Raw genomic sequence first — 23,063 nt, forward strand, 5'->3', positions numbered from 1 at the left:
TTCGATCTCACGCGGCCGATGCGTTGTGAGCACGCCGCAACGAATACATGCGGCACTCGCCAAAATTCTTCGCCATGGGTTGCAACCCGGCGTATTCGCAGATAAACGTATCCCGCGCGGTGAAGGCAAGCATGGCCGCGAACTGCTCTGTCACGAAGATCTCCCCAACGGGCGTCACGGGCTCGATCCGCGCCGTACGAATGACTTCCATGCCGACGAACTTGTGACGTCGAATAACCCGGTCATATCTTCGATACAACGGTCCAACATGGGCGCTCAGCCGGATCCCGAGCCGTCCGGGCAATCCCATCCTGCTCAAGCTTTCCGGCAACAGGATCTTTTGCAAGCGCATGCAGCAGTCGATTGCGGAAAGTACGTCCGGCAGCACAATGAAGAGGCCGTCACCCGCTGTCTCCGCATATTCGATACTGCCGCAGTCCTTGAGCGCCTTCGCAAATCCGCCGACGATGCGCTCGATAAAGACCAACTGTTCGGACTCGTTCAGGGTGCTAAAGCCGTGAACGTCGCCAAAGATAATCGCGTGCGGTTGCCGGAGCGTCTCCCCCTGTGGGTTTGGCGAGTGTGCCACCTGCATGATGTCGGCGTTCTCGTTGGGCATCACGTCGAATACCATGCCGTCGCCGCCAGGATAAATGAGTTGCGGCACCACGCCGAGATTGCGGGCGCGCAGGAACGCGAGGCCGCGTGCCTGCTGTTGACACAGGAGCTGCGCCGCCGGATCGCCCGGGTCGCCTTCCTTGGTCACCAGCATGATTTCGACAGCATCGTTGTCGCTCACGATCCGCACGAACTTTTCTGCGAGATCCGGTCTGCCCGCGAGTATGCGCGTAGCGAGCAGATCCGCCTCGCATGGCAGGACGAGATGCAACTTGACGCCACCTGCGAGCAGCGCAGCAGCGATTTCAAGGTCGTCCTCGGACATCAGCGCGCCAAACGCAATGGTCGTCCGTCCCTGGGGGATATCGATGCTGATCTTCGAAGACCGAGAAACCGGCCGCGCAATCCAGTTCAATATTCGCGGCGTAGGCAGGTTGTTCAAAATATCCAGTGGAGCGCCAACGAGTGCCGCGACCCATGTGAGTTGCGCTCGCGTACTCGCTACCTGGTCGAGATTCTCATTGCCGGTCGCCGCCCGTACCCTGGAGACTTCAGCTGCGGCTGACCGAAGCATTTCGGCTGCAGCGTCAGGTTGCCGAAGAATCAATCTGGCTTCTGCCTGCGTCACGTCGGACCAATAATCTGCAGGGCTCTGCGCCGCCGCGAGCATGAGCGCGTGATGAGCGAACAGGTTCGCGCGATCGGAATCTCCACACGACAGATACATGGAAGCAGCGTTGATCGCGAGGTAGTACGTTCCCAACCGATGAAACGAATCCGCATAAGCCTGCGCCGACTCCAGGCGATATCTCTTCGCATCCCCCGGCGAACTCACGCGTGCGAGATCTTTCAGCAGGCGTCCATGAAGTCCGGCGAATTCGGCGGCGAGATCCTGATCCGTCGGCTTTGGCAAACGTCCTTCACGCTCGATTCTCCGGTACCACTCAATCGCGCGCCCAAGCACCCCAAGTCGCGCGAGCGCGAGGATCGCCTGATGCTCGAACAGCAGCGTGTCAGGCCACAGCGCGAGCGCCTGCATGGAAAGGTCGTAGGCGGCCAGGTAGTTGCCATCTCTACCGTTCGCGCTTTTTACGCGTGCCAGCCACTCTGCCTTGCACGCAACGCTCGCCGCCGCGGTTAGCTCACTGTCCATAATCTCAAGGTATCGCCTGAACCGCAGGAGTCTTGTACTTATCCTCCGCGGACTTGTTCTGGTTGAGGAGCAACGAAATGATCGATATCGTCTCCAGTGTGTGGTCGCACCTCGCCTGATCCTTATCCTGGCAAACCTGCGGCGCCGGCAATGACCATCGCTCTCCGTTGTACGCGACAGTGATGCGCTGAGATGAAAATCCTACGTCGGTTCTCTCGAGACGAAACAGCACCCCGCGCTCGCAGCTCGCGCCGCCCTTCTCCGTCCATTCGAGCGTGATGCAACGTTCCGGCTGGTCGGGATGCTGCTGGGTCTCGAGTGCCTGAAATGCGAGGATCTGGCCAATATATTGAATGACTTCAAGCGTCGAGCGGAGCTTGAATACATACGGCTCGCAACGCCGCCCACTGGACGTATTGCCCCGTTCTGTCACGGCACCACCGCAATCGTCCGGGTCGATGGGTCCGCTTGCCTTTGACGTGCTGCGTGCGCCGGCAGTGGCTTCGTTGCGTACGGACGGCGAACAAGCATCGGCGGGAATATCAATGTGTTCATAGGGCGTGTTCGTCAAGACTCCCACTACCCTTGCCCCCCTTCTGGCGGGGTCTCCTGACTCCTGGCATAGAATGACCGGATTGTCCTCGGCTTCGCTAAGCAACTCCCACATTCCGCTATTCAATCGCACCACCGTATATTTGCTGCCGTCGATATTGGCGACATCGCGGAAATTCTTTGCCATATCGAGCGAGAACGGCACGCCCACCCGCCTTTTTAGAACGACGGGATAAACTCGATGCAGATTGTTGATGACACGAAGAAACGCGAAGTACTCGGGCTCGCGGCGTTCTTGTGGGCACGGACCTCCGGAGATGAAAATGTCGTATTTGTCAGGCAATCTGTTGAACTCCGGCAACGCGTTCACATAGCAAATCACCCTCGAACTGTTCGGCGCATTCAAGATCATTTCATTCGCCCCGGGTGTGAGGACACCGGAAGTCAGCAGCATGAGCGCCAGTCGATAATCGACGCCCTCATCCATGAAAAAGGCCGCCGTCTTCGGCACGATCGGTCTCATCACGCCATCCGTGAAGTCCTTCGTATCGAGACTATTGACGTCGAAGCTGGGCGAGGTGCTGACCGTCAGACCGAACGTTGCCATATCTTGCGGGATGGTCGTGACATGCGCGCGCGAGCCATAGGGAAACGTTGTCGATGCGTTGGCCTGCATGTTTAGTACACCTCGTATGTTTGCCAGCTCGCTGAAATGCAGCGGCGCGCCATCCCTCGCCCTTAGGATATTGCGCAGAATCACCTGGTTCGACGCAATATCGTTCGCATCGAAATAGTCGACAACCTGGTGATTGATGATCGGCTCTAGCGAGCATGCCGAGAGCATCAGCCAGAGGAATGCCGTAATCCATGAAATGCCATATCTCATGACGGTCTCCAGTATGCGTTAACTGCTTATTGGTTCTTCCATGCTGCGCGGCGTGGCCTAAAGCACATCGCGGCAACGGCGCCAAGCGCGCAGCCGAACAACACCCACGCCATCGACTTTCCTGTTCCGTCCGCCAGTTCTCCCACCAATGCCCCTGCTATCGCGCCCCCCGAGTACTGCATCGTGCTCATTAGCGCCGTGGCGCTGGCAGCATGAGAAGAATGATTTGAAAGCGCCTCCACCTGCGTATTCGATGGAATGCACGTGTAACTGAGCAAAAACACCATCAACACACCCAGCACCCACGCGGAGCTGGCCGGCGCAGAGCGCATGGATATCGCCAGGTAACCACTCGCCACGAGCCAGACGAGCACGCCGGCTTCGATCATGCGCGGCGCGCCGAGGCGGGATACCAATGCCGAATTCAGCCGGAAGAAGCCTATCGTCGCTACGCCGAACGTGGCCAGCGTGAGGCCGTAGGCCAATGGCGTATAGGCATATTGATTCAGGAACACGATTGGCGAACCGGCGAGAAAGGCGAACAGCGCCCCCATGCCAAACGTGCCGATCAGCGCGTTGCTGAGGAACCTGCGCTCTCGCAGGATTTCCCCGAAGAGGCGCAACGTGGGCGTGAATCCGATCGAGAGACGCTTGGCGCGCGGCAATGTCTCCTGCATGAACCAGATCATCAGGATGAGGCTCACCACTCCATAAAGCGCCGCGACGAGGAATATCGCCCGCCAGCCGGCCACGAGCAGCACACTACTGCCCAGCAGCGGCGCCACCACCGGCGCCACGGACATCACCTGCATGATGTCCGACATGAGTTCCGCGGCTTCGCGACCATCGCAGACATCGCGCACCATCGCGCGCGGCACGACGACAGAGGCGGCCGCGCCAAATGCGGCAATCGCGCGGAAGACACATAGACTCACACTGCTTTGCGCAAGCGCGCAGCATATCGAGGCGACGATGTAAAGCGACAGCCCGAACGCGAGCGGCGCGCGCCGGCCCAGGCGATCCGACACGAGCCCCTGTGTGAGTTGTCCGGCAGCGAATCCCGCGAAATAGGCGGCGAGCGCGAGCTGAGGACTCGACTTCCCCAATTCCCGCTCGATCACCGCGGCCGCAGGAAGATACATATCGACCGATACCGGTCCGATAGCGATGATGAACCCGAGCAGATACTTCAGGTCGGGCGTCGGGCCTGCCCGCACGTTCTGTAAATTTCCCATCGCGCTCCTCATCCGTGAAGGATTGGACATGGCGACTTCGCGATCGGCGCAGCTTGCTGACTACTGACAGGCGTGAATCAAAAATACAGCGACATCTATTCAATACATTGAACGAGTGCCGAAATTCTTCGCAGTTCGGCTCGCGGGTCCGCTGTGGCAATTCGGCTCGTGGAAGGACTCTCCATGTTGCCTCTGCGACCGACGAAATTCGTGAGCTCGCTCAGGCCCACGGCGACGCTCAATTCGGGCCTGTTCACATAGCGTCCGATAACCATCCCCACGAGGTGGCCTCCGCCATCGATTACCGGTCCCCCGCTGTTGCCTTCATACAGCACGGCCCGCAGTACCAGGAGGCGGCGTCCTTTCACATATCCCTCGCCTTGCATGGTGCCGCGGGTGAAAACCGGCACGAGAGGCGATGACGGCGTAAGACCGAATCCGATCGTGAAAACCGCGCTGTTTCGCGGCACACGTTCTTTGCCTGGCACGGCCGCGAGGTCCACCTTGTGTCGCGTAGACAAGAGTGCCATGTCGCCTGCTTCGTCGACCGACTCGACAGTAGCCGGAATGCTCCCGTTGTCCGTAGTCCACACCTTGAGACGCAGGCAACCGCGCACGACGTGCGCTGATGTCAGCATCTCACCCGCTCGAGTGACAAAAAACGCCGTGCCGCTGCGAAACAGACTGCCTTCATTTCCGGAGCCGGACACGTCACGCGCACGAAGAAAGCCGCCCAACAGCAGACCGATCGCCGCGATCATGTAGATCAACGAGTAGCGATGCGGTTTCATGGCGCGAAAACCAGCCTGCAGGATGATCAGTTCGCAAGTTGCCACTCCCCCTTCGAGTTGCGGCACGCGCGCGCAGTCTGCTGATATGTCTGTCCTGCCTTTACATAGGTTTCCTGAAAGTCGCGGCAGGTTTGTGCACTCGGTGACGACGTGTAGCCGCTCAGCGGCTTGATAGTTCCCGAATTTCCGGTTTTCGAGTTGTGCCAGGTCTTGGCCTGATCGTTCTTTGAACTTTGCAGGGCGGCCTGAACCGCTCGCTCGCGCGCCTCACGGTCGCGCTCGTCCATTTCATGTCCGATCACGCCCCCTAGCAGGCCGCCCACAAGACCACCGGCAACGATCGCCCCGGCATTTCCATGGCCGAAGATGCCCCCCAGTGCGGCACCCACGCCGCCGCCGACCAGGGCCCCGGACGTCGTATTGTTCATGCCGCTCGATCCGTTCTGTGCGCACCCCGCCACGACCGCGCCGGCCAAGCTAATTGATGCCAGCGTCCAAAGCCAATTGTTCATTGCGTCTCTCCTCTCACGCAGCGCTGGAAATCCGCGCGCAACTACATGGCCCAGATCCCTATTCGCGCGTGCCTCGCCTCCTGCTCGGCCTGCGCATACTGCGCCGGCGCTCCCTGCCGCACGCGCGCCCAGCCATTGCGGACAGCGTGTTCCGCGATGTCATGACCGTTTGCGAGGCACACGTATGCTTCTTCTCGCGCAAAGCACTTGACCACGTTTCCTTCGCTTTCGAGGTAACGCTGCATCGATTGCGCGGCACGCCCCTGTTCACCCCGAATACCGAAGAGGTTCACAATCTTTCCACTGACGATTAACGCAGACGAATCGAGCATCTGATCGACGCTACCTACGAGATCTGGCGCCGGCTGTTGCGCAGCCGTATTGCCAGCTTCGGGAGCTGGCGTTGTCGACGGACGATTGACGGCCGGCGTGGAAGCAGCCAACGACGGTACGGACACTTGCACCGGAGCGGGTGCGGAGGCTGGCGTAGCGGCTGGCATGGAGGCTGCCGCAGGGGTCGAGGCGGGCGTCGGCGCCGCCGGTGTGGAAGGCCCTTGACGCAGAAAAGCGTACGCTAGCGCGCCGACGACAATCACGCCGCCCCCCGCCGATGCAGCCAACACGGCAAAGTTGCGCTTGCGAACCGGCGCAGGAGGAACAACGCGCGCTGGCGCGGCCTGCGCGGCCGCGCCCTGATGCGACAGCTCACCGGCCAAACCCGCCTCCTCGGCTTGCCTGCTCGCAGCTTCACGACGGCGTGCCGCCTCGGCCTCCTTGGCCAACTCCGCCGCCTGCCGCTGACGCGCTTCCTCCGCTAGCCTGGCCTGCTCCGCCGCCTCGCGCCGCCGTGCTTCTTCGGCTGCCTTCGCCTTTGCGGCCGTTTCGCGCTGGCGCGCTTCCTCCGCGGTTTTCTCAACCGTTTCCCGTTCGCGCGCTTGCTGCGCTGCGTCCTGCGCCAACTCACGACGATGGCTCTCTTCAATGGCCTGCTCTGCTTTCGAAACCGGCACCGACACTTTGAGGATGCTCTCTGCCAGTCCATCCACCCAGCTGCCAACTTCATGAGAGCGCGGGTCAGCATGGCGCAGCGGCCGGAAATCGATCCACTGGTGCCGTCGAAGCGCCTCGATTTCGTTGCCGAACGCCGTATCGTCTGCGGATATTTGATCGACGCTCACATAAAGAATCGGGAAGATCAGATCGTCATGACCTAACCGGATCATCCGACGACGAAATGACTGAAACTCCTCGAAGCAATGCGTACTCTTGAGGTAGCGAGGGGTGACGATTGGTATGAAGAAGACGGTCTGGCCAATTGTCCGCTCAATGGAAGCGGCCCAATCGGCACCTGGCGGAATAGCCTGAATGTCCTGCCAGATCGTGATATCGCCGCCATACTGCAACGCAATGGCTTTGCCCACGATGGTGCGAAGCTGGCTCAGATGTCCATCGCTGTGCGCATCGTCGCTACGCGCGTAGCTCCAGAATCCCACAGGATTGGACATCTCCGGACGCTCCGATAACGAGAGACGAGTTTCCGTTTAATCCGACGAATTAAACGTGAGGAACATGCACTCCGGCCTGATTGGCTAAAAACGTTCCCTTTACACACCGTTTGCGCGAAATATTCTACGTTCCAGGTAGCTTTTTGAAATCGTGTTCTTTCTGGAAATTTTCTGCTCAAATTATCGAGCATTGAATTTGAACGAATGTTAATTGAAGATAGGAGAATGAAAACGGGGAGGCTGTAAGTATTTGCCCTATAAAAATATCGTCCGGATTTGTCGGCAAACGCATATACATGACTAGAAATCCGCGATTGCATTCGTCGATCTCTGGATTCCTCCCAGTTCCCCCGCATCTTCCAGTTTTATTGAAGAATTGCTTCTCCATTTAAGCCGATTCATATGGAGAAGTCAGGAACCGTTCGCAAATCAAACGACCAGCGCAAACGCTCTCAAGCCTCCCCTGGCTTCGGTCGCTCCCCGCCGTGGCATTTTCGTTGAATCGTCGTTCTCAGCGCGCCAGCTTCACCGGCGTCACGCCACTGTGAGATTTATCGTCAGTTTCGTGCTCTGTTGGCACTTCCATTTCTGACGCGATCATTAGGGGCCAGAAATTGCCATGCAGCAAAGCCTCGGTGGCATCCGACAAATCCATTTGTTCGAGACTCCCGCCGGCAGAAACGGAAATGAACGGCCGCCACTTCTCGACAAATGCGATGAGGTCGTCCTTGCGTCGGAAGAATCGCCACTGGCGCAGCGCATGGGTGTTGGAGTGTGCAACGATCATGTCTTTCCCGTCCTGGCCGCGGGCAAAGTCCGCATCGGACCACTGCGCACCGGGTTCCCCGAAGAGGCCAACCGGGCTGTCCGGATATCGTAAGTCGTAGAGCATTAACTGACCTTGCGAAGGCCTAAGGAGCAGCCACTTGCCATCGTTCGAAATTTTGCATGAAACGATGCTCGTCGCAGCGCCCGCGGTTCCCGTCATTGCGTTGGCCGACCTGGTCACATCCGCGCCAACCAGAATCGGCCGCTTCCCCGCGGTTACACCCTTCACATCGATTGTGACCATCCAACCCTCGTCTTTCGGACGTGTCGATACGTCGGTCCCGTCCGGACTGCCAGGAACACAGGCATTGCCACCTGAGGCCAGCGGCACGGCCGAAGGCAGATCACGCGATAACACCGGCTCGGTGTACCAAAGAGAGACTTTCCCGTTAGACGTACCGACGGCGATGTGATCCTGGTTGTCGAAAGCAACACTAGTGAACGCACCATCATCCGGGCTTCCTCGCAGCAACCGCGGGGATTCGCGGCTTCCTGGCCCCGAGTCCCGTGATTGCATGTTCCATAGGTAGATGCGTGACTGGTCCTGGATGGTGGCTGCGACGAACTTGCCGTCCGGACTGATGGCCCCGCGGAAGACAGGAAGGTTGCTGCATGTTTCGAGTGTGGTCACCTTATGCGAAGCAAGATCCCAGACTTCGATGTTATCTGCCCGGTCGTACGCCCCAATCAGCCTGTCGGGATCGCTCGGATCGAACATCAGCCATTTGAGCGTATTCTTCGGCAGACCTGGATTCTGGTCCTGGTAGCGCTTTCCACAAACATCGCGCCTGGAATCCGAGGGTTCGAGCGGTTCGCCGGCCAGGCTCCAGCCGCCCGGAGTACCGTCGCCTTCGTAGACCCGAACCTCGCCACCACTCGTTGCGATCGCGACATATTTTCCGGAAGCACTGATAGCTGCAGCCGTTAGATAACCTGATGCAATGCCAATGTCGTCGAATTCGAATACGTTGCGTGGCCTGAAAGCCGCGTTGGCCGTGCTGCCATGATCTGGCCGGGACAACTCCCACATCGTCCACTTCGTTCCGGAGCCCCCAGTCAGCATGAGATCGCGGTCCGGTGCGAACACGCCGAAGCGCGGCCTCTTGCCGTCAACCTTGATGTCATCGTTTCGGCTCCAGTGTTTCGAATCACCCGTGCTGATCAAGCTGACGCCGTCGGAGCCTAGCGTCGATCCCGATAATATCGCGTCGCCAGTCTTATTGACGCTGAGCTGGAAAGCACTTAACTGGTCGGCTGATTCCAGCTCGCCCAACCTCCGGATCCGTACATTCTGGTCGTCATGGACATTCCATATCGGTTCGATGTCCCACGCCCACGGGCTGCCACGATCCGACCATGAGACGGTCAGGAGTTCTGATGGATGCGATTTACCCATTGGTCTGAAAGCGACCCCAACCATCCCTTTCTGGACAGTGAATACTGCTCGCTCCTCCATATGCTGAAGTGCGTCATAAGCGAGCACCATGTTCGCCGGTTCAATCGGCAGCCAGTTCGCGCGATTTTCAAGGCCGAGCCAGATCTTGAGGTTCTCGAATGTGGACCGCGCGCCCGGCGCCTGGGCGTCGTCGTGTGATAACGCATACCTCGCCAGAAGAGCAGCCTGATCCGCGCTGTCCCGCTTCAACAGATTCAGGCCCGCAGCCGCAATCTGATTCGCCTGTGTGCTCGCATCCTTCTCTCTGTTCATGTACATATCGTTGATATATACGCCCGCGAGCAGAATAGCGACCGCACCAGCGATGGCTATGCCGCCGGCCACCTGTTTGCGCCGACGTGAGCGTCGTTGAACGACTTCGGCCCGTCGCCGCGCAACCTCCGCACGGCTGCGCGCCAACAGGTCCGCCGCGGCGTCGAGTCGGTCCTCGCCCCCGCGTGTATATCGGCTGGCCCAGAAGCGCGTTGGCTGCCGTTGCTGCCACCAGGTCTCGAACTCCAGAAGCAATTGCGATGGAAGGGCGTCAAGCTCGGCGAACGAAACCAGCTTGTTGTATTTCTCTGCGTCCGCACGCTCCTCGCGCACCCAACTGGACGGATCATCTCCGCCCAACCTCTCCCAGCGGCGGATCAGCGCCTCATGCCCAATATCGACAACAGCCTTCGCGCTTAGCGTCTCCTCAGTGGGCGCGCGCAAAAAGCTGCACATGGGGTCGGCAAAATGCGCAACGACCTTGCGCACCGCGGCCTCGACCGCCGCGACTTCTTCGGCCGGCGCGTCATCTCGCGCGATCACTTTGACGAGATCGCCAATGGTCTGCGGCCGGCGGATCACACGGCCCTGGCTTTCAATTTCCGTGAGTGACTGGAAGATCCGCTTGGCTATGTACTGAAGGTCCAGGCCACCCGGCGCTTCGTCGGATTGCGCGAGCCCTTCCAGGAGTTCGTCGCCGTGTTGCGTCAACGCTCTGTCGATGCCGCCGATCTCGTTGTAACGCTCGAGGGTAAACGCTGGCGGCGAAGGACGGTCGTGGTCCTGAGCCCGTTGGCAGCAACGCATCATGGCATGCTGCAGGACCGGAAGCTGATCCGGATCCTCGCTCGTATCATTGAGCACCTGCTGCACGAGCGCCGGTTCGATCGTGGCACCCGCACGTTCCACCGGCCCGCGAATCGCGAGAGCACGCTGATCGCGAGTCAACGCGGGAACCAGATATTGGGTCCTGGTGACGGCTTCCGAGAGCCCGTGGAAACGAGCGCAGTCTCCAATGAAGTCCGAGCGCATCGTCAGTACGATGGCGCCTGAAAAGTTTTCGTCAACCGCCGCCGTCAGCAACAGCTGTACGAAGAACGTCGCTTCGTCTCGCAACTCCGACGCACGCGTCGGGTTGGTGTTATGCCTGGTCCGAAGATTCGCATAACGAAATATTTCCTCGAATTGATCGACCAGAATCAGAAGCCGTGTGCGCTCGGGTGGTTGCGTGCTTCTGAGGACTTCGCCAATACCAAAGCTCGAGCTGCGCAGCGTGATCTCGATGCGGTCCGCTTTGGACTCCGCCAGCGAATCGGAAGTCGTCGTGCCGATCCCGTCGTTGGGCCGCGCCAGCGCTTCCGCCAGATTGCGAACAGGGGACTCGCCGGGCCGCATTTCCACCCAGTCCCAAGACCGCTCGCCGGCTTCGGCCGATGTCAGCGCAGGCAACAGTCCCGCTCGAACCAGCGAGGACTTGCCGCTTCCGGAGCTCCCTACAACCGAAACGAGGGAGCCATTGTGGACGAGGTGCAGCAGCGTTGCGATTTGCTGTTCCCGCCCGAAGAAGAAAGCAGCGTCCTCTATCCTGAACGGACGCAAGCCAATGAAGGGATGAACGACGGAGGCTGCCGCATCGGCGAAGTTGAGCATGGTTAGATGCCCGCCAAGTCCGTCAACCGGCTGCGCCGCCGGACGGCTCAGCGAGCAATCCATTCTCGCCGAGTCTGGTCGAGTCGACTACGAAATCGGCAGCGCCGAAACTTTCAATCTCGCGGGCGATTTGCTTGACGTTGCTATTGGGCTCGAACAGGATTAGCTGAAGCTTGCCATTTGGGCGCAGACGTCGCCATTCTGATGAGTCGAACCGATCGAGCGCCTCCATCACAGTGATTTCGTCGGCCTCGCCCCAGCAAAATGCCACATGGTCCGCGCGGCTAGCCAGCTGATATTCAATATCGGACGGGAAAATGAGAACCTTTTGACCGCGTTCCTTCAACCGTTTTCCGGCCTCGACCGACAACTTCAGATCGACTGGCGCGGCGGCAATATAAACGCTCGCCGAGCGGCGCCCCTCCGCGGGCCTCGCCAGCTTCCGGGCCTCGAGCCGCTGGATGACGAACTCGTTGAAGCGCGCGGCGGTATCACCTTCGAGTTCATCGGTTTCAAGCAGCGTGGCGAACTGGGCAAGTATTTTCAATGGATCACGTTCGTTTGCCGTGGTCTCGCCAGCCGCAGAATTTCCAGCATCGGGCACGATCTTGGGTATCCAGATCAGGCGGTGGAAATCGGGCCTGCGCTCAGCCTCGGCTGCCGCCTCGGCGAGTTGAAGGGCCACGATTCCGACGTCGAGGCCGTCGGGTTTGTAGCCACGCCGTTCGCCTATGAAGTGGATCGAGAGCTCTGCCCGCGCGAGACCGGAACGCACCACGCCCTGAACCGCGCTCCCCTCATCGGCGAGTGCCGATTGCGTGTCGGGTACGACCGTGTAGTGGCGTTTGCGGAGCTCTCGAACCAGTGTTTCGTAGGGCTCCAGCAAATCGCTGGCCGGTTTGGCGACAAACACGGTCCTCTGGCCAACGGGAACCGGGAACTCAAGGATACTGTGTTCTTGTTGCCCGTCTGGATCGCCGTCGTGCTCGCGGCCCCCGGGCCTCACGGACTCGCCCTGGCGCCCCGTGAATTCGCGCTCATCTTCGTCTACCTCTGTTTGCCTTAGTTCCTCGAGGCTCTTCATGATGGAGACGGCCAAGCCGTGAATCGCGGCAGCGTAAGGCGTGGGCCGCTTCAGCACCCCGCGAACGTAATACGGACTTTCACTTCCTGTCTCGCGGTCCTTCTCCCAGAAGCGGACCGCATGGACCGTCTGGAGCAATTCCGGCAGTTCGTTGTCCGCCAGCGGCTGCTTTTCAAGGCGGAAAATACGATTACTCCGGCCCGTGTGTGGCAGGCCTCGCAATCGTTGAACGAACAACTCGACTTCCCGCTGACACTGTTCGCTTTTCGCGAAGTTCCTCGACGTGACCACCAGCATGATGTCGCACTGTTTGAGTGTGTCATCGATCACGTTTGGCCAGTTGTCCGAGAATCTGAGATTTTCCTGGTCGCGCCAAAGGAAATTCTCAGGCAAGCCGAGATCAATCAGTTCCCACTTGAGCTGATCATAAAGATAACTAACGAATCCCCGGGTTTTCGGCTTCTCGAGCGGACGCTGGTCGTCGTCCCTCGCATAGCTCAGGAAGGCCGTATCTTGCTTCTGCGATGCGGACTTTAGGTTGCTACTCATTTGTACGCTCCGCCAATCGGGGGCTCAAGGCAGGTGCGACGTATTGACCCTACTCTAGTTCAAACTATTGAGCCACGCAAGCAAGCTAATGATTGAGCGCGCACAGGATCTGGTATTTCGAAACACTCAGCCTCGCGAAATGAAAGGCGTGAGTAATGTCTTATGAAATATTGCGCAACCAACGAAGCACAATGCGGCGTTTTAAACTCGCGAATACCACGGACCTCGCACAGCGCTCCGACCAGCAAGGAACGTTTCTTATCACTCAGCCCGGACATCTCGATCCGATCGCGGCATCACGCGATCGTGGACTTGATCTCCTTCCCTGGTCATTCATGCACTTGCTGCCGAGCGCCCAGGTGGTCCGTGTCGTACTGATACTGATTCTGATAAGTCGTCAATCTGGACGAGCCACACAGGTGGCCAGCGTCCCTGCCAGAAACCACCGGGGCTGCTTCCGTGAGGAAGCAGCCCCGATGTATCGCGGGAGAAATCGCCGTCGACAGCAGACCGAAGGTCCCGCCCGCGCACCCGTGCTTACTGTGCGACCGCCTTGATAGTCAAGGCATTCTCGACCGATGTCACCCCAGCTACGCCTTGTGCGGCTTGCGTGGCGGCCTCGACCTGGCCCTGCTCCGGTACCGACCCGAGCAACGTCACGGCGCCGCTGCGCGCACGCACGCTCACGTGGGTCACGTCCACGGCTTTGTCCCTGGCCAGTGCCTTGCGCACGGCCTTTTCAAGCACGTGGTCCGCCTTGCGGGCCGCTTTCCGGTCGGCCGAGGCCGACGGCGCGCTTGCCACCGAGGCCGAAGCATCGGCGGGTTGCGCGTGCACGTCCAGCGCGGCCAACGCCGCAATAGCGCCGACAATGGCGGCCAGCTTTTGAATACCCATGGTCCTGTTGCTCCGTTATGCCTTGTGCGCGTTGTCCAGATCAGAAGGTCGTGCGAATGCCGACGTTGGCTCCAACCGTCGTGCCCGGCGGCAGGCCGAGGCCTTCGGCAGCCAGACCGAGGCCTTGCAGCCCGCCCACTCCGCTGCCACCGCTCTCGACGGTCAGACCCGAACCGAGGCACACGCCGTTGTGCGCGCACGTGTTGTTGACGAAGCCGACCTGTGCATACAGAGACGTACGCTTCGAGAGGAAGAACTGCGTGCCGAGCGCGCCCATCACCGAGTGCCCACCCGAGTTCACGCGGTCCTGCTGGTAATAGATACCGGCGTTCAGATCGAGGTACGGCAGCGCGAAATAGTCGAAGCCACCGCTATAGATGTTCACGCTGGTATTGGTCGAATGAGCCAGCGCCGGGTCTGCTGAAACCGGCACGCTGTTCGCCTTGAAATTGGCGAATGCGGCCTTGGCTGTCAGCCCGCCGAATTTGTAGCTCATACCCGCGGTATAGGCGCGCACGTTGATCGGATAGAGTTCGCCAATACTCGCGAGCGCACTGTCGTCTGCGTTGTTGACGCTGATATACGCCGCCCCGGCAAGGAACGTGCCGTTGGTGTATTTCCCGCTGACAGACCAGGCGCGGCCGGTCTGGAACGAACCGGCGACACCGCCGAGGGCGAACAGGCCCGCTGCCTGGAATCCGCCTATGTCTGGTGATGTATAGGATACCGAATTTGGCACGAAGACGGCGGCGATCAAGCTGTTGTCGCTGACCGGAGTGAGAATGCTGCCGAATTCGCCTGCTCCGCGCGGATCGAGATCGTAGATGATGTCGAAGAACGGCGAGATCTGCAGGCCGGCCATGACTTTACCGAAGCCGCCTGAGAGTCCGACTTCGGCGATACGGTTGAACAGCCCGTTGTTGCCGCCCGGGTTATCGAAGCCGCCATTGGCGAGATCGATACCGCTTTCGAGCTTGAATTCGGCCGTCAGGTCGCCGCCCAGATCTTCGGTGCCCTTCAACCCCCAGAGCGAGGGCGAATAGCCCGAGTTGGTGAGCTGAAACACGTGGCCGGTTCCCGTCCCGCCATTGAACACCGGAGTCGAATGGCTCAGATACATCAAGCCGACATCGGCAATACCGTACAGCGTCACGCCCCCGTCCGCATACGCCGCGCTCGCCGCACAGAGTGCTGCGGCGCCCACACACGCCTTGATCGGGAATTTCCGTTGCTTCGCCATCTTCATGAGTCTCCTGTCTTTAGAGATGGTTTTTAAAATAATTATTCTGGGTCTGGCTATTTTCCATACCGACAAATTTATTTCGGATTCCATATTATTATTCAGTCAAACCTCTGCCGATTCCGAAGTCCTATGTCCCCGCTACTGTCCTGTCACGAAGTCGGGTGTCGTCTTCAGACGCTCGTCGATACGAAAAATGACCACGTTTTGCTACGTTGGAAAATTCTGGGGCCGCAGCGAACGTCACCAGCAAACGCTCAACAGTCCAAACTGGAAGACTCCGAATCGCCTTCCGAGAGCCCCGCTATGGCTTGCCACGCCAAGACACGCGTCTGCCCGAAAACCAGACCCTTCCATTCGTCGTTGTCGCAGTAGAACGCGTCTTTCAGGTTTTGCCGGATCTGCGCGGCCTCCGTCGCCCCGCATTCCGGATGACGGTGGAGCCAGTGATCGGCGCGCAAAGCGTGCAGCACGCTCAGGGCGTCATAGGTGCCAAATTCGAGCCCCAGCGTGGTCTTTTGAACGTCCGGGAATTCATCGTACGAAACCGTGATGATCGGGCCGCGCACGTCGGCTGAAACAGACCCCGCTTCGTGGATCGGCTTCACGTCGTTGCCCCACCAGCGGCGCGCCCTTTCCAGTTCGGCGCGGTCCGTGCTCATGAAGATCTTTTCACCGTGGCCATACGGGCCCAGCCCCGTGTGAAGATCGATCCACGCAAACCGGCAATAACCGCTCGCGTGCGCGCGCAGGATCGAGTGAACGGTCTGCGTGCTCCAGCTCGCCTGCGCCCCGCCGTAGAACATCCCGTCCGGCACAGCGTACTGGCCCTTCGAAACGGTATCGCGCAACGCATGCTCGCCATGTGTCCGGATGTAGGCCCCAAGCGCAGCCTGATTAGCCGCGTCGGGCGGCCAGGACGTCGGCATCAGCAGCGGATCGAGTTCCATGTATCCGGGATTCGTATCGAGCGCCGTCGAAAAATCCGTGCTGTTGCGATTCAGATCGACGTTGTCTTCGTTGACCCGGCGCAGATGCGCGAATCCGTAGGGGTTTACGCCGTGGATCATCAACAGCGCGACGCCGCGCCGTCGTGCCTCGGCAAGAAAGGCCGCATCCTGGAGCAATCCGACCTGACAACCCGATCCGCAGAAGCCCTCTACACCATGCGTGCCCGAAGTAACGATGAGTAACGAACGCGCGCCGGCAGGCGCGTGTATCGCGAGATCGATCGACAAGTTCTCGTTATCAGGACCCAATGCCGAGGGGTGCATCATCTGCTTGATCTCGAACCCACCAGCGTGTGCCGCCTCCACGAATTTTTCGCGCGCCTGCACGTAGGACCCTGAGAAATAGTCTTTTACTACCATGTAGTGACCTCGAAGAGATGCACGCGAGGCGTGCGTTCGGTCACAATGATCATGACTAACGCACCGGCGCACAAGGCAATAAAAATACGGCCCTGATAACGATTTTTTATCCCATGGAGCAGAATGAAACTTCGTCAATTGCGGGTATTCCTGAGTGTGGCCGAGCAGGGCAGCCTGCATGGCGCAGCCCGCGCGCTGCGTTTGACGCAGCCGGCCGTCACGGTCACGATTCGCGAGCTGGAAAGAACGCTGGGCGTGCCGCTCGTCGTGCGTTCGGTCAGCGGCATCGCGCTGACCGAATACGGCGTCTTGTTTCAGCGCCGTGCACGCATGCTGGTCAACGACGTACGGCACATCCATGAAGAGCTGTCGGCCATGCTCAATGGCGCAGGTGGAGAGGTGGCCGTGTCCGTCTCGTCGGCCGTCGCCTGTGCTTTGCTGCCTCAGGCGTTCACGCAGTTTCGCTCGCAGAACCCCGATACTTCGGTGACCGTACGTGAATTGCCGCTGCCCGCCGCGCTCCATGCGCTGCGCGACGGCGACACCGATTTCGCGGTAGTTACAGGTATTGCCGACACGCAATGGCCCGATTTCGTCGAGCGGCGAAAAATCATGTCGATGCCGTTGCTGGTCGTGGCGCGCCAGGGGCACCCGCTCGCGCAGGCACGCTCGATATCGAAGCTGCACGCAGCGGAATGGCTCCTGCCTTGCGAGCCCGGCGACGACATGGACAAAGGTTTCAGCGCCTATTTCCACTCGCTGGGTTTGTCCGCGCCCAGCAGAATCATGCGCTGCCAGGCTTTGGCGCCGTCCGTCGCGTTGATCGCGAAGTCCGATGTGATTTGCGTCGCCACGCAGCCGACATTCGAGCTCGAAATGAAGCGCCGCAGGATCCGTGAACTGAGAATCAACGAGTCGTTTCCCGACATGGACGTGTACGTCGTGCAAAGGCGGGAGCGCCCGCTCACCTCGGCGGCCTCCCGCTTTCTCTCCTGCGTCGAGCAAGCGGCCATGCGTTGAACTTGAACCGCAACCTCGCGCAGCGGAAGCCATAGGCTGATTCAGGAGCGCGAATTGCTCCAGCGCCCTCACAGGACCTGGTATCCGGCGCGACGAGTTGCGGCGACGTGCGTACGAAATGCCGTTGGCCGCCCGAGCGCGAATCTCACGATGCACACGGCGCAGGATGTGAGCGAGATTGCGCCGCTCGTCGACGGCCGGAACGCCGGGCGACAGCGATCGAATGCGACCATGAAGCCGACCCGCACACTCGAACTGCTCAACTTCTTCATGGCCGATGTGCAGGCCGGCATCGGTCCGTTCATCGGCGTATTCCTGCTCTCGCGCGGCTGGGGTGCCGATGCGATCGGCGCGATCATGACACTCGCCGGCCTCATCGCCGTAGCCGTGACGCCGTTGGCCGGCGCGCTCGTGGACGCGACGCACGCCAAGCGCGCGCTGATCGTCGCGGCGACGGTCGCCACGGCGCTTGCCACCCTCGCGCTCCTGCCTGCGCGCGGTTACGCGGGAGTCGCAGCTTCGCAGGTCGTGGCCGCGGTCAGCGGCGCCGTACTGCCGGCGGCCGTGGCGGGCATTACGCTCGGCATGGTCCGCTCGGGCGGCTTCGATCGTCAGTTCGGGCGCAACCAGGTGGCGGGTCACGCGGGAAACGTCGCTGGCGCCGCGCTCGCGGGGTGGTTCGGCTGGCGCTACGGATTCGCGGCCGTTTTCTCGCTCTTTGCGGTGTTCGCCGTGCTGGCGATCGTGTGCGTGATGCTCATTCCCGGGCACACCATCGACTATGCAAGCGCGCGCGGTCTTGAGACGGATCGGGACGCGTATCGGGCAGGCGCCTCGGTAGACCACGCGCCAGCGCAGGCACACACGACGAAGCTGAACTCGCTGCTGAGCAACCGCCCGCTCATAGTGCTCGGTGCGACGCTTGCGCTCTTCCATCTCGGCAACGCCGCCATGCTGCCGCTGTACGGCATGGGCGTCGTCGTGACGCATCGCGATAACGCGAGCGCGTTCACAGCGCAGACCATTGTCATCGCGCAACTGGTCATGGTGGGAGCAGCATGGCTTGCGCCGCGACTCATCCGCGCGCGCGGCTACTGGTGGGTGCTGCTGGTTTCCTTGCTTGCGCTGCCCGTGCGCGGCGTCGTTGCAGCGACCGTCATGAACAGCGCCGGCGTGTGGCCCGTGCAGATCCTCGACGGCATCGGCGCGGGCCTGCAGAGCGTCGCCGTGCCTGCGCTCGTGGTGCGGCTGCTACAAGGCACCGGCCGCGTGAACCTGGGTCAGGGTGCGGTGGCTACGGCGCAAGGCGTGGGAGCGGCGCTCAGCCCCGTGCTGGGCGGCATGCTCGCACGGCACTTCGGCTACGCAAGCGCGTTCATCGCACTGGCCGGGGTGTCGCTGCCCGCCCTCGCGCTCTGGGTTTGGCAAGCCGGCACCTTGCGCCCTGCCTGTGGCCTGCCGCCACGCGGCGGGTTTGCCCCTTCTGTCGACGACGCCGGCTGACGTGAATGTGGATCGGATCAACCAGCCGCGTTACATGGGCGCGCGATGTCCTGACATGCCGAGCCCTCGCGAGAACGCCAACGTACGATTTGCAACGAGACAGATGCAATCCCGCGCATTCTCCGGTAGAATCCGGCCTCCTTGATTCCCCGATAGCTCAGTCGGTAGAGCGCCGGACTGTTAATCCGTAGGTCCCTGGTTCGAGCCCAGGTCGGGGAGCCAGACATGCGGGAGTAGCTCAGTTGGTAGAGCGCAACCTTGCCAAGGTTGAGGTCGCGAGTTCGAGACTCGTCTCCCGCTCCAGTACGCATCGGCCCATGTGGCTCAGTGGTAGAGCACTCCCTTGGTAAGGGAGAGGTCGGCAGTTCGATCCTGCCCATGGGCACCATCGCTTCAAGCCAGGACGCGCAAGCGTCCGGCCATTGTGGCCGCCGCAGGGCTTCCCTGACGCCCCGGCAGTCATTCGCCGCGCAGCCTGTCGAAACGCTCGGCGCTCATAGCGCAACGACACACGCCGGATCGAACGCCGCGTTCTCCCACTGCAATTGCGCCGCCGTTCGTGCCGTCGCGAGATTCAACGGATAACCGCGCGGATTTGCGACGACCCTCGCCTTGCTATGGCGATAATCGAACGAGTCGTGCACGTGCCCGTGAATCCAGAGGTCCGCGCGCGCAAGCAGGTGACGCAGGTCGCTGAGAAAGCCCGCATTCACCGGATGATCGTGAAAACGCGGATGAATCGAAGCCGGCGACACGCCATGATGCGTCACCACCACGGTCTTGCCATCGAAAGGCCTGGCCAGTTCCTCTTCGAGCCAGCTCACCGCGCGACGGTGCTCCGCCAACGCCTCTTCGGGGCCGAACGGTGCTCCGCCTCGCACCCGAATGGCGGCATGGTCCGACATGGCCTCGCGCGCATAGTCCATGCTGCGGGCGACGTCGCCATAGAGCGCGTAATCGGTCCAGAGACAGCAGCCAAGAAAACGCACCGTACCGAATTCGATCGAGCGACGCTCGAGGTAATGGACCTGGGTCCCTGGCGAGCGCCGTTGAATGGCAGCCACGACGTCGTCGTACTCGCTCCCATACGCCTCGTGATTGCCGCTGACATAAACGACCGGCACGGGCCAGTCGGAAAAGATCTCCACGGCGCCCGCGCCGAGGTGAATGTCGCCGGCGAGAACGAGCAGGTCGGCCCCCTCGGCGGCCTCCAGCAGGGCTTTCTGCGCGAACCGGGGCGCAAGTGCATCGAGATGCAGATCGGACGCAATCTGTATGCGCATGTTTCGCGGGGGATTCCTGTCCTGGCTATACAGAACGGAACAGTCTTTGGCGTATCCGTGAAAGAAGCCGCTTGCCTACGCGTTTTGATTCCAGGGACGCGCCGCCTTCAATGAACGCTCCCCGCCCGGCGCTTTGACGGCCATCCGTATTCGGCCGCCTGCCACGCGAGCAAACCTGGCAGATAGAAAAGCAGATCGCGCACGCGCCTCGCCCCCGCGAGCGCGAGGCAAGTGGGCGCATCGAAGCCGAGCAGGCCGCCTATGAGCACGAAGCCGCCCTCCTGCACGCCGAGGTTGGCAGGAATCAGAAAGGCAACGCTGCTCAGAAGCTGGATTAGCGCTTCGATCACGAATGCGTCCATGAAGGTTGCGTCCGTGCCGAGCACGCGCAGCGCGATCCAGATTTCCAGCGCATACCCGAGGCACTGCAATGTCTGCCAGATGAGCAGATAGCGCACGACCACACCGGTCTGCCGCCAGATCAGCTTCACCGATTGATCGACGCGCACAGATTTGCCCACCAGGTCGACCATCTTGCCGCTCGTGACGTGGTTGAGCGTACGCGCCGCGCGCTCGAACGGCCGCGCGTGCTGCACGAGCGCGAACAGCACCAGCACCGGGGCGAGCGCCGCAATGGCCCAGGCGAGCCGCCCTGCGAGGCGCGCGGCATCGGAAGACGAATGTTCGAGCAGAAAGCCGGCCGCGATCAGCGCAAAGACGAGCTGGCTGATCAGCGTGAGCTGCGTGTCGACGATGAGGCTCGCCACGGCCGTGGCAGGCCGCACGCCCGCGCGCCCAAGCAGCCGGAACGAAACGATTTCCCCACCCACGCGCGCGACTGGCAGCAAGCCGTTGATCGACTCGCGGATCCACACGAGCTTGACCATCGCCGCGAACGTTGGGCGCTGCGCCGGGCGAATGAGGCTGCGCCAGTCCCAGGCATTCGCGCACATCGGCAGGATATGCACGCTGGCCGCCAGCACGAGGCCCATGCCCGCGCCTTGCAGCAGTTGCAATACGGCCACGGGGTGATCGCGCCAAACGAGCCACACGGCGATCGCAAAACCGCACAGTGCAGCGATACGTCCCAAATATTTCATCTGCGGGTGCTCTCCGCTGGATGCTCCCGTCTCATCGTGCCCTCATCTACCGTGAATCTCAGGTCTCGTGAACCGGCGAAAGCATGCCGTTCCTGTCAACGCGAAAACGCGTACCGCGCCAGACTACGCCCGACGAGCAAAAGCTCGCGACGTAGATCGAGAACTGGACAATATCCCAAATCGGCAAGCATAACAGGCCGCCCGGCTTGTCACCGGTCGCGCGATCGATTTTCCAGACGAGCCACGCGCGGGCAACCAGCGCAACAGCCGCGAGGCTCCATGCCGCCATTGCGCCGCCCGACAATGCGACGGCAAGCATGGCGAGTGCAAACGGGTGCATCAGCACGGCGCCGAGATGCCCCGAGCGATCCGCCGCGCGAACGGTGCGACTCCAGCGCAGTTCGTGCGCGAAGAGCCGCGTGAACGTGTCCTCTACGCAGGCGTGCCTCACCAGGATGGGCGGAATGAAGACCTCGGCCCCGGCGCGACGCACGGCTTCACCCAGCGCGTGATCCTCGGCGAGATGATGGGCGAATTGAGCAAGACCGCCAATACGATCGAGCGTTTCCCGCGTCATGGCGATGGATTGTCCGAAACACGGCCGCGCGCGGCCGATGGCAAGCCCTGTGACGACGCCGGGCAGGAAATGAAAGTTGGTCATGGCCGCCGCAACTTGCGGCCAGAATCCCGGCGCGCACAAGCCGCGATAGACGGTCGTCACGAGACCGACGCCCGGCTGCTGAAGCGCCCCGACAATATTGCGCAGAAAGTTTCGATCGACCCGCACGTCACTGTCGGCGAAGCACAGCACGTCATGCTCGGCCTTTTCGAGCATGTTCACGAGATTCGCGATCTTGCGGTTGGGCCCATAGAGGCGCGCATCGGCGACGACGGTGATGTGTGCATCGGGATAACGCTCGCGCAGCCGTTCGACGGCATGCAGCGCCTGGTCACGCGAGTCGTGAACGCCGAAGAGATACTGCACAGGCCCGGGATAGTCCTGCTCGAAGAAGCTCGCGAGATGCTGCTCGAGTTGCCATTCGTCGCCGTGCAGCGGCTTGGCGAGCGTCACTGCAGGAAAGGACGTCGGCGTTGCCACCTCACGCGCGAAGAAGCGGCCAACCAGCACGCTGGCCGTACAGGTATAAATGATGCCAAGCACGGCGCAAAGACCGCACAAGACCGCAAGGGATTCGAAGAGCAGATGCGCGAAACCCGGCAGCATCATGTGGACGACCCCGATCGCCGCCAACACGACGGCAATCACAACCACGGTCAACGCCACGATGCCGCGCGTTCGCCCCTTCGCGCGCGCGCTGTCCATCATGCCTCGTGCGCGCGCAGGAAGCGGAAGAACTCCACGCCTTCGCGCAGACGCCGCTTCATCATGTCCCAGCTCGTGAGCATCTCGCGCAAGATCTCCCAGATCTTCGAGGGACGGAAGTAGAACGCGCGATAGAACTGCTCGAGGTGGTGATAGATCTCCTCGCGCGACAGGTGCGCATAGCCGATCGCCGCCAGCTGCACGCCTTCCTTGCTCACGAGGTTGATCGTCTTGTTCTCCTCCATCCAGCCGTTC

At 60.9% G+C, this 23,063-nt stretch carries 16 protein-coding genes, 3 tRNA genes and 1 pseudogene; 5 read left to right on the forward strand and 15 right to left on the reverse strand.

What is annotated here, in order from left to right:
- Window positions 1-7: 7 nt before the first annotated feature.
- The 11 genes from VMJ11_RS28545 to VMJ11_RS28595 form a co-directional block, all read right to left on the reverse strand.
- The gene (locus VMJ11_RS28545; protein WP_325624043.1) at window positions 8-1,771 is read right to left on the reverse strand and encodes a tetratricopeptide repeat-containing protein; all 1,764 of its coding nucleotides are present in this window, start codon (window positions 1,769-1,771) and stop codon (window positions 8-10) included.
- A gap of 4 nt (window positions 1,772-1,775) precedes the next feature.
- Entirely contained in the window at window positions 1,776-3,209 is a 1,434-nt protein-coding gene (locus VMJ11_RS28550) for a hypothetical protein (RefSeq protein ID WP_325624044.1), read from the reverse strand.
- A gap of 26 nt (window positions 3,210-3,235) precedes the next feature.
- Window positions 3,236-4,444, reverse strand: a complete 1,209-nt coding sequence (locus VMJ11_RS28555; protein WP_325624046.1) for a multidrug effflux MFS transporter — start codon at window positions 4,442-4,444, stop codon at window positions 3,236-3,238.
- 95 nt (window positions 4,445-4,539) lie between these two features.
- Window positions 4,540-5,301, reverse strand: coding sequence for a serine protease (locus VMJ11_RS28560; protein ID WP_325624047.1), 762 nt, complete (start codon window positions 5,299-5,301; stop codon window positions 4,540-4,542).
- Window positions 5,262-5,747 carry an RT0821/Lpp0805 family surface protein gene (locus VMJ11_RS28565; RefSeq protein WP_325624049.1) on the reverse strand — a complete coding sequence of 162 codons (486 nt, stop codon included), beginning with the start codon at window positions 5,745-5,747 and terminating at the stop codon, window positions 5,262-5,264. The genes VMJ11_RS28560 and VMJ11_RS28565 overlap by 40 nt, the downstream gene beginning before the upstream one ends.
- 41 nt (window positions 5,748-5,788) lie before the next feature.
- Window positions 5,789-7,252, reverse strand: a complete 1,464-nt coding sequence (locus tag VMJ11_RS28570) for a TIR domain-containing protein (RefSeq protein WP_325624051.1) — start codon at window positions 7,250-7,252, stop codon at window positions 5,789-5,791.
- Window positions 7,253-7,763: 511 nt separating this feature from the next.
- Window positions 7,764-11,501 carry a WD40 repeat domain-containing protein gene (locus VMJ11_RS28575; RefSeq protein WP_325624053.1) on the reverse strand — a complete coding sequence of 1,246 codons (3,738 nt, stop codon included), beginning with the start codon at window positions 11,499-11,501 and terminating at the stop codon, window positions 7,764-7,766.
- The gene (locus tag VMJ11_RS28580; RefSeq protein ID WP_325624054.1) at window positions 11,461-13,071 is read right to left on the reverse strand and encodes a toll/interleukin-1 receptor domain-containing protein; all 1,611 of its coding nucleotides are present in this window, start codon (window positions 13,069-13,071) and stop codon (window positions 11,461-11,463) included. The genes VMJ11_RS28575 and VMJ11_RS28580 overlap by 41 nt, the downstream gene beginning before the upstream one ends.
- A gap of 537 nt (window positions 13,072-13,608) precedes the next feature.
- Window positions 13,609-13,968, reverse strand: coding sequence for a BON domain-containing protein (locus VMJ11_RS28585; RefSeq protein WP_325624056.1), 360 nt, complete (start codon window positions 13,966-13,968; stop codon window positions 13,609-13,611).
- Window positions 13,969-14,008: 40 nt separating this feature from the next.
- Window positions 14,009-15,214 carry a porin gene (locus VMJ11_RS28590; RefSeq protein WP_325624058.1) on the reverse strand — a complete coding sequence of 402 codons (1,206 nt, stop codon included), beginning with the start codon at window positions 15,212-15,214 and terminating at the stop codon, window positions 14,009-14,011.
- Between the two features lie 251 nt (window positions 15,215-15,465).
- Window positions 15,466-16,578, reverse strand: a complete 1,113-nt coding sequence (locus VMJ11_RS28595) for a M14 family metallopeptidase (protein ID WP_325624066.1) — start codon at window positions 16,576-16,578, stop codon at window positions 15,466-15,468.
- Window positions 16,579-16,701: 123 nt separating this feature from the next.
- On the opposite strand from VMJ11_RS28595, the gene VMJ11_RS28600 reads away from it, so the two are divergent.
- The 5 genes from VMJ11_RS28600 to VMJ11_RS28620 all read left to right on the forward strand — a co-directional run bounded on the left by VMJ11_RS28600 (window position 16,702) and on the right by VMJ11_RS28620 (window position 19,489).
- Entirely contained in the window at window positions 16,702-17,598 is an 897-nt protein-coding gene (locus VMJ11_RS28600; protein ID WP_325624059.1) for a LysR substrate-binding domain-containing protein, read from the forward strand.
- A 231-nt stretch (window positions 17,599-17,829) separates the two neighbouring features.
- Entirely contained in the window at window positions 17,830-19,101 is a 1,272-nt protein-coding gene (locus VMJ11_RS28605; protein WP_325624061.1) for an MFS transporter, read from the forward strand.
- 146 nt (window positions 19,102-19,247) lie between these two features.
- Window positions 19,248-19,323: transfer RNA gene (locus VMJ11_RS28610), tRNA-Asn, on the forward strand.
- Window positions 19,324-19,328: 5 nt separating this feature from the next.
- A tRNA-Gly gene (locus tag VMJ11_RS28615) sits at window positions 19,329-19,404 on the forward strand.
- A 10-nt stretch (window positions 19,405-19,414) separates the two neighbouring features.
- Window positions 19,415-19,489, forward strand: a tRNA-Thr gene (locus tag VMJ11_RS28620).
- Window positions 19,490-19,595: 106 nt separating this feature from the next.
- Here the strand turns inward: VMJ11_RS28620 and VMJ11_RS28625 are convergent.
- From VMJ11_RS28625 to VMJ11_RS28640, 4 genes and pseudogenes are all read right to left on the reverse strand, one after another.
- On the reverse strand, window positions 19,596-20,384 hold the full coding sequence (locus VMJ11_RS28625) for a metallophosphoesterase family protein (protein WP_325624063.1): 789 nt from the start codon (window positions 20,382-20,384) through the stop codon (window positions 19,596-19,598).
- Between the two features lie 107 nt (window positions 20,385-20,491).
- Window positions 20,492-21,484 (reverse strand): lysylphosphatidylglycerol synthase domain-containing protein, encoded by a 993-nt coding sequence (locus VMJ11_RS28630; protein ID WP_325624064.1) that lies wholly within the window; start codon window positions 21,482-21,484, stop codon window positions 20,492-20,494.
- A 58-nt stretch (window positions 21,485-21,542) separates the two neighbouring features.
- On the reverse strand, window positions 21,543-22,808 hold the full coding sequence (gene hpnI, locus VMJ11_RS28635) for a bacteriohopanetetrol glucosamine biosynthesis glycosyltransferase HpnI (protein ID WP_414694488.1): 1,266 nt from the start codon (window positions 22,806-22,808) through the stop codon (window positions 21,543-21,545).
- A pseudogene (locus VMJ11_RS28640) lies at window positions 22,808-23,063 on the reverse strand (hopanoid biosynthesis associated radical SAM protein HpnJ); the annotation flags it as partial. The gene hpnI and the pseudogene VMJ11_RS28640, both read right to left, overlap by 1 nt.

Source organism: Paraburkholderia sp., assembly GCF_035501035.1.
Lineage (GTDB): Bacteria > Pseudomonadota > Gammaproteobacteria > Burkholderiales > Burkholderiaceae > Paraburkholderia.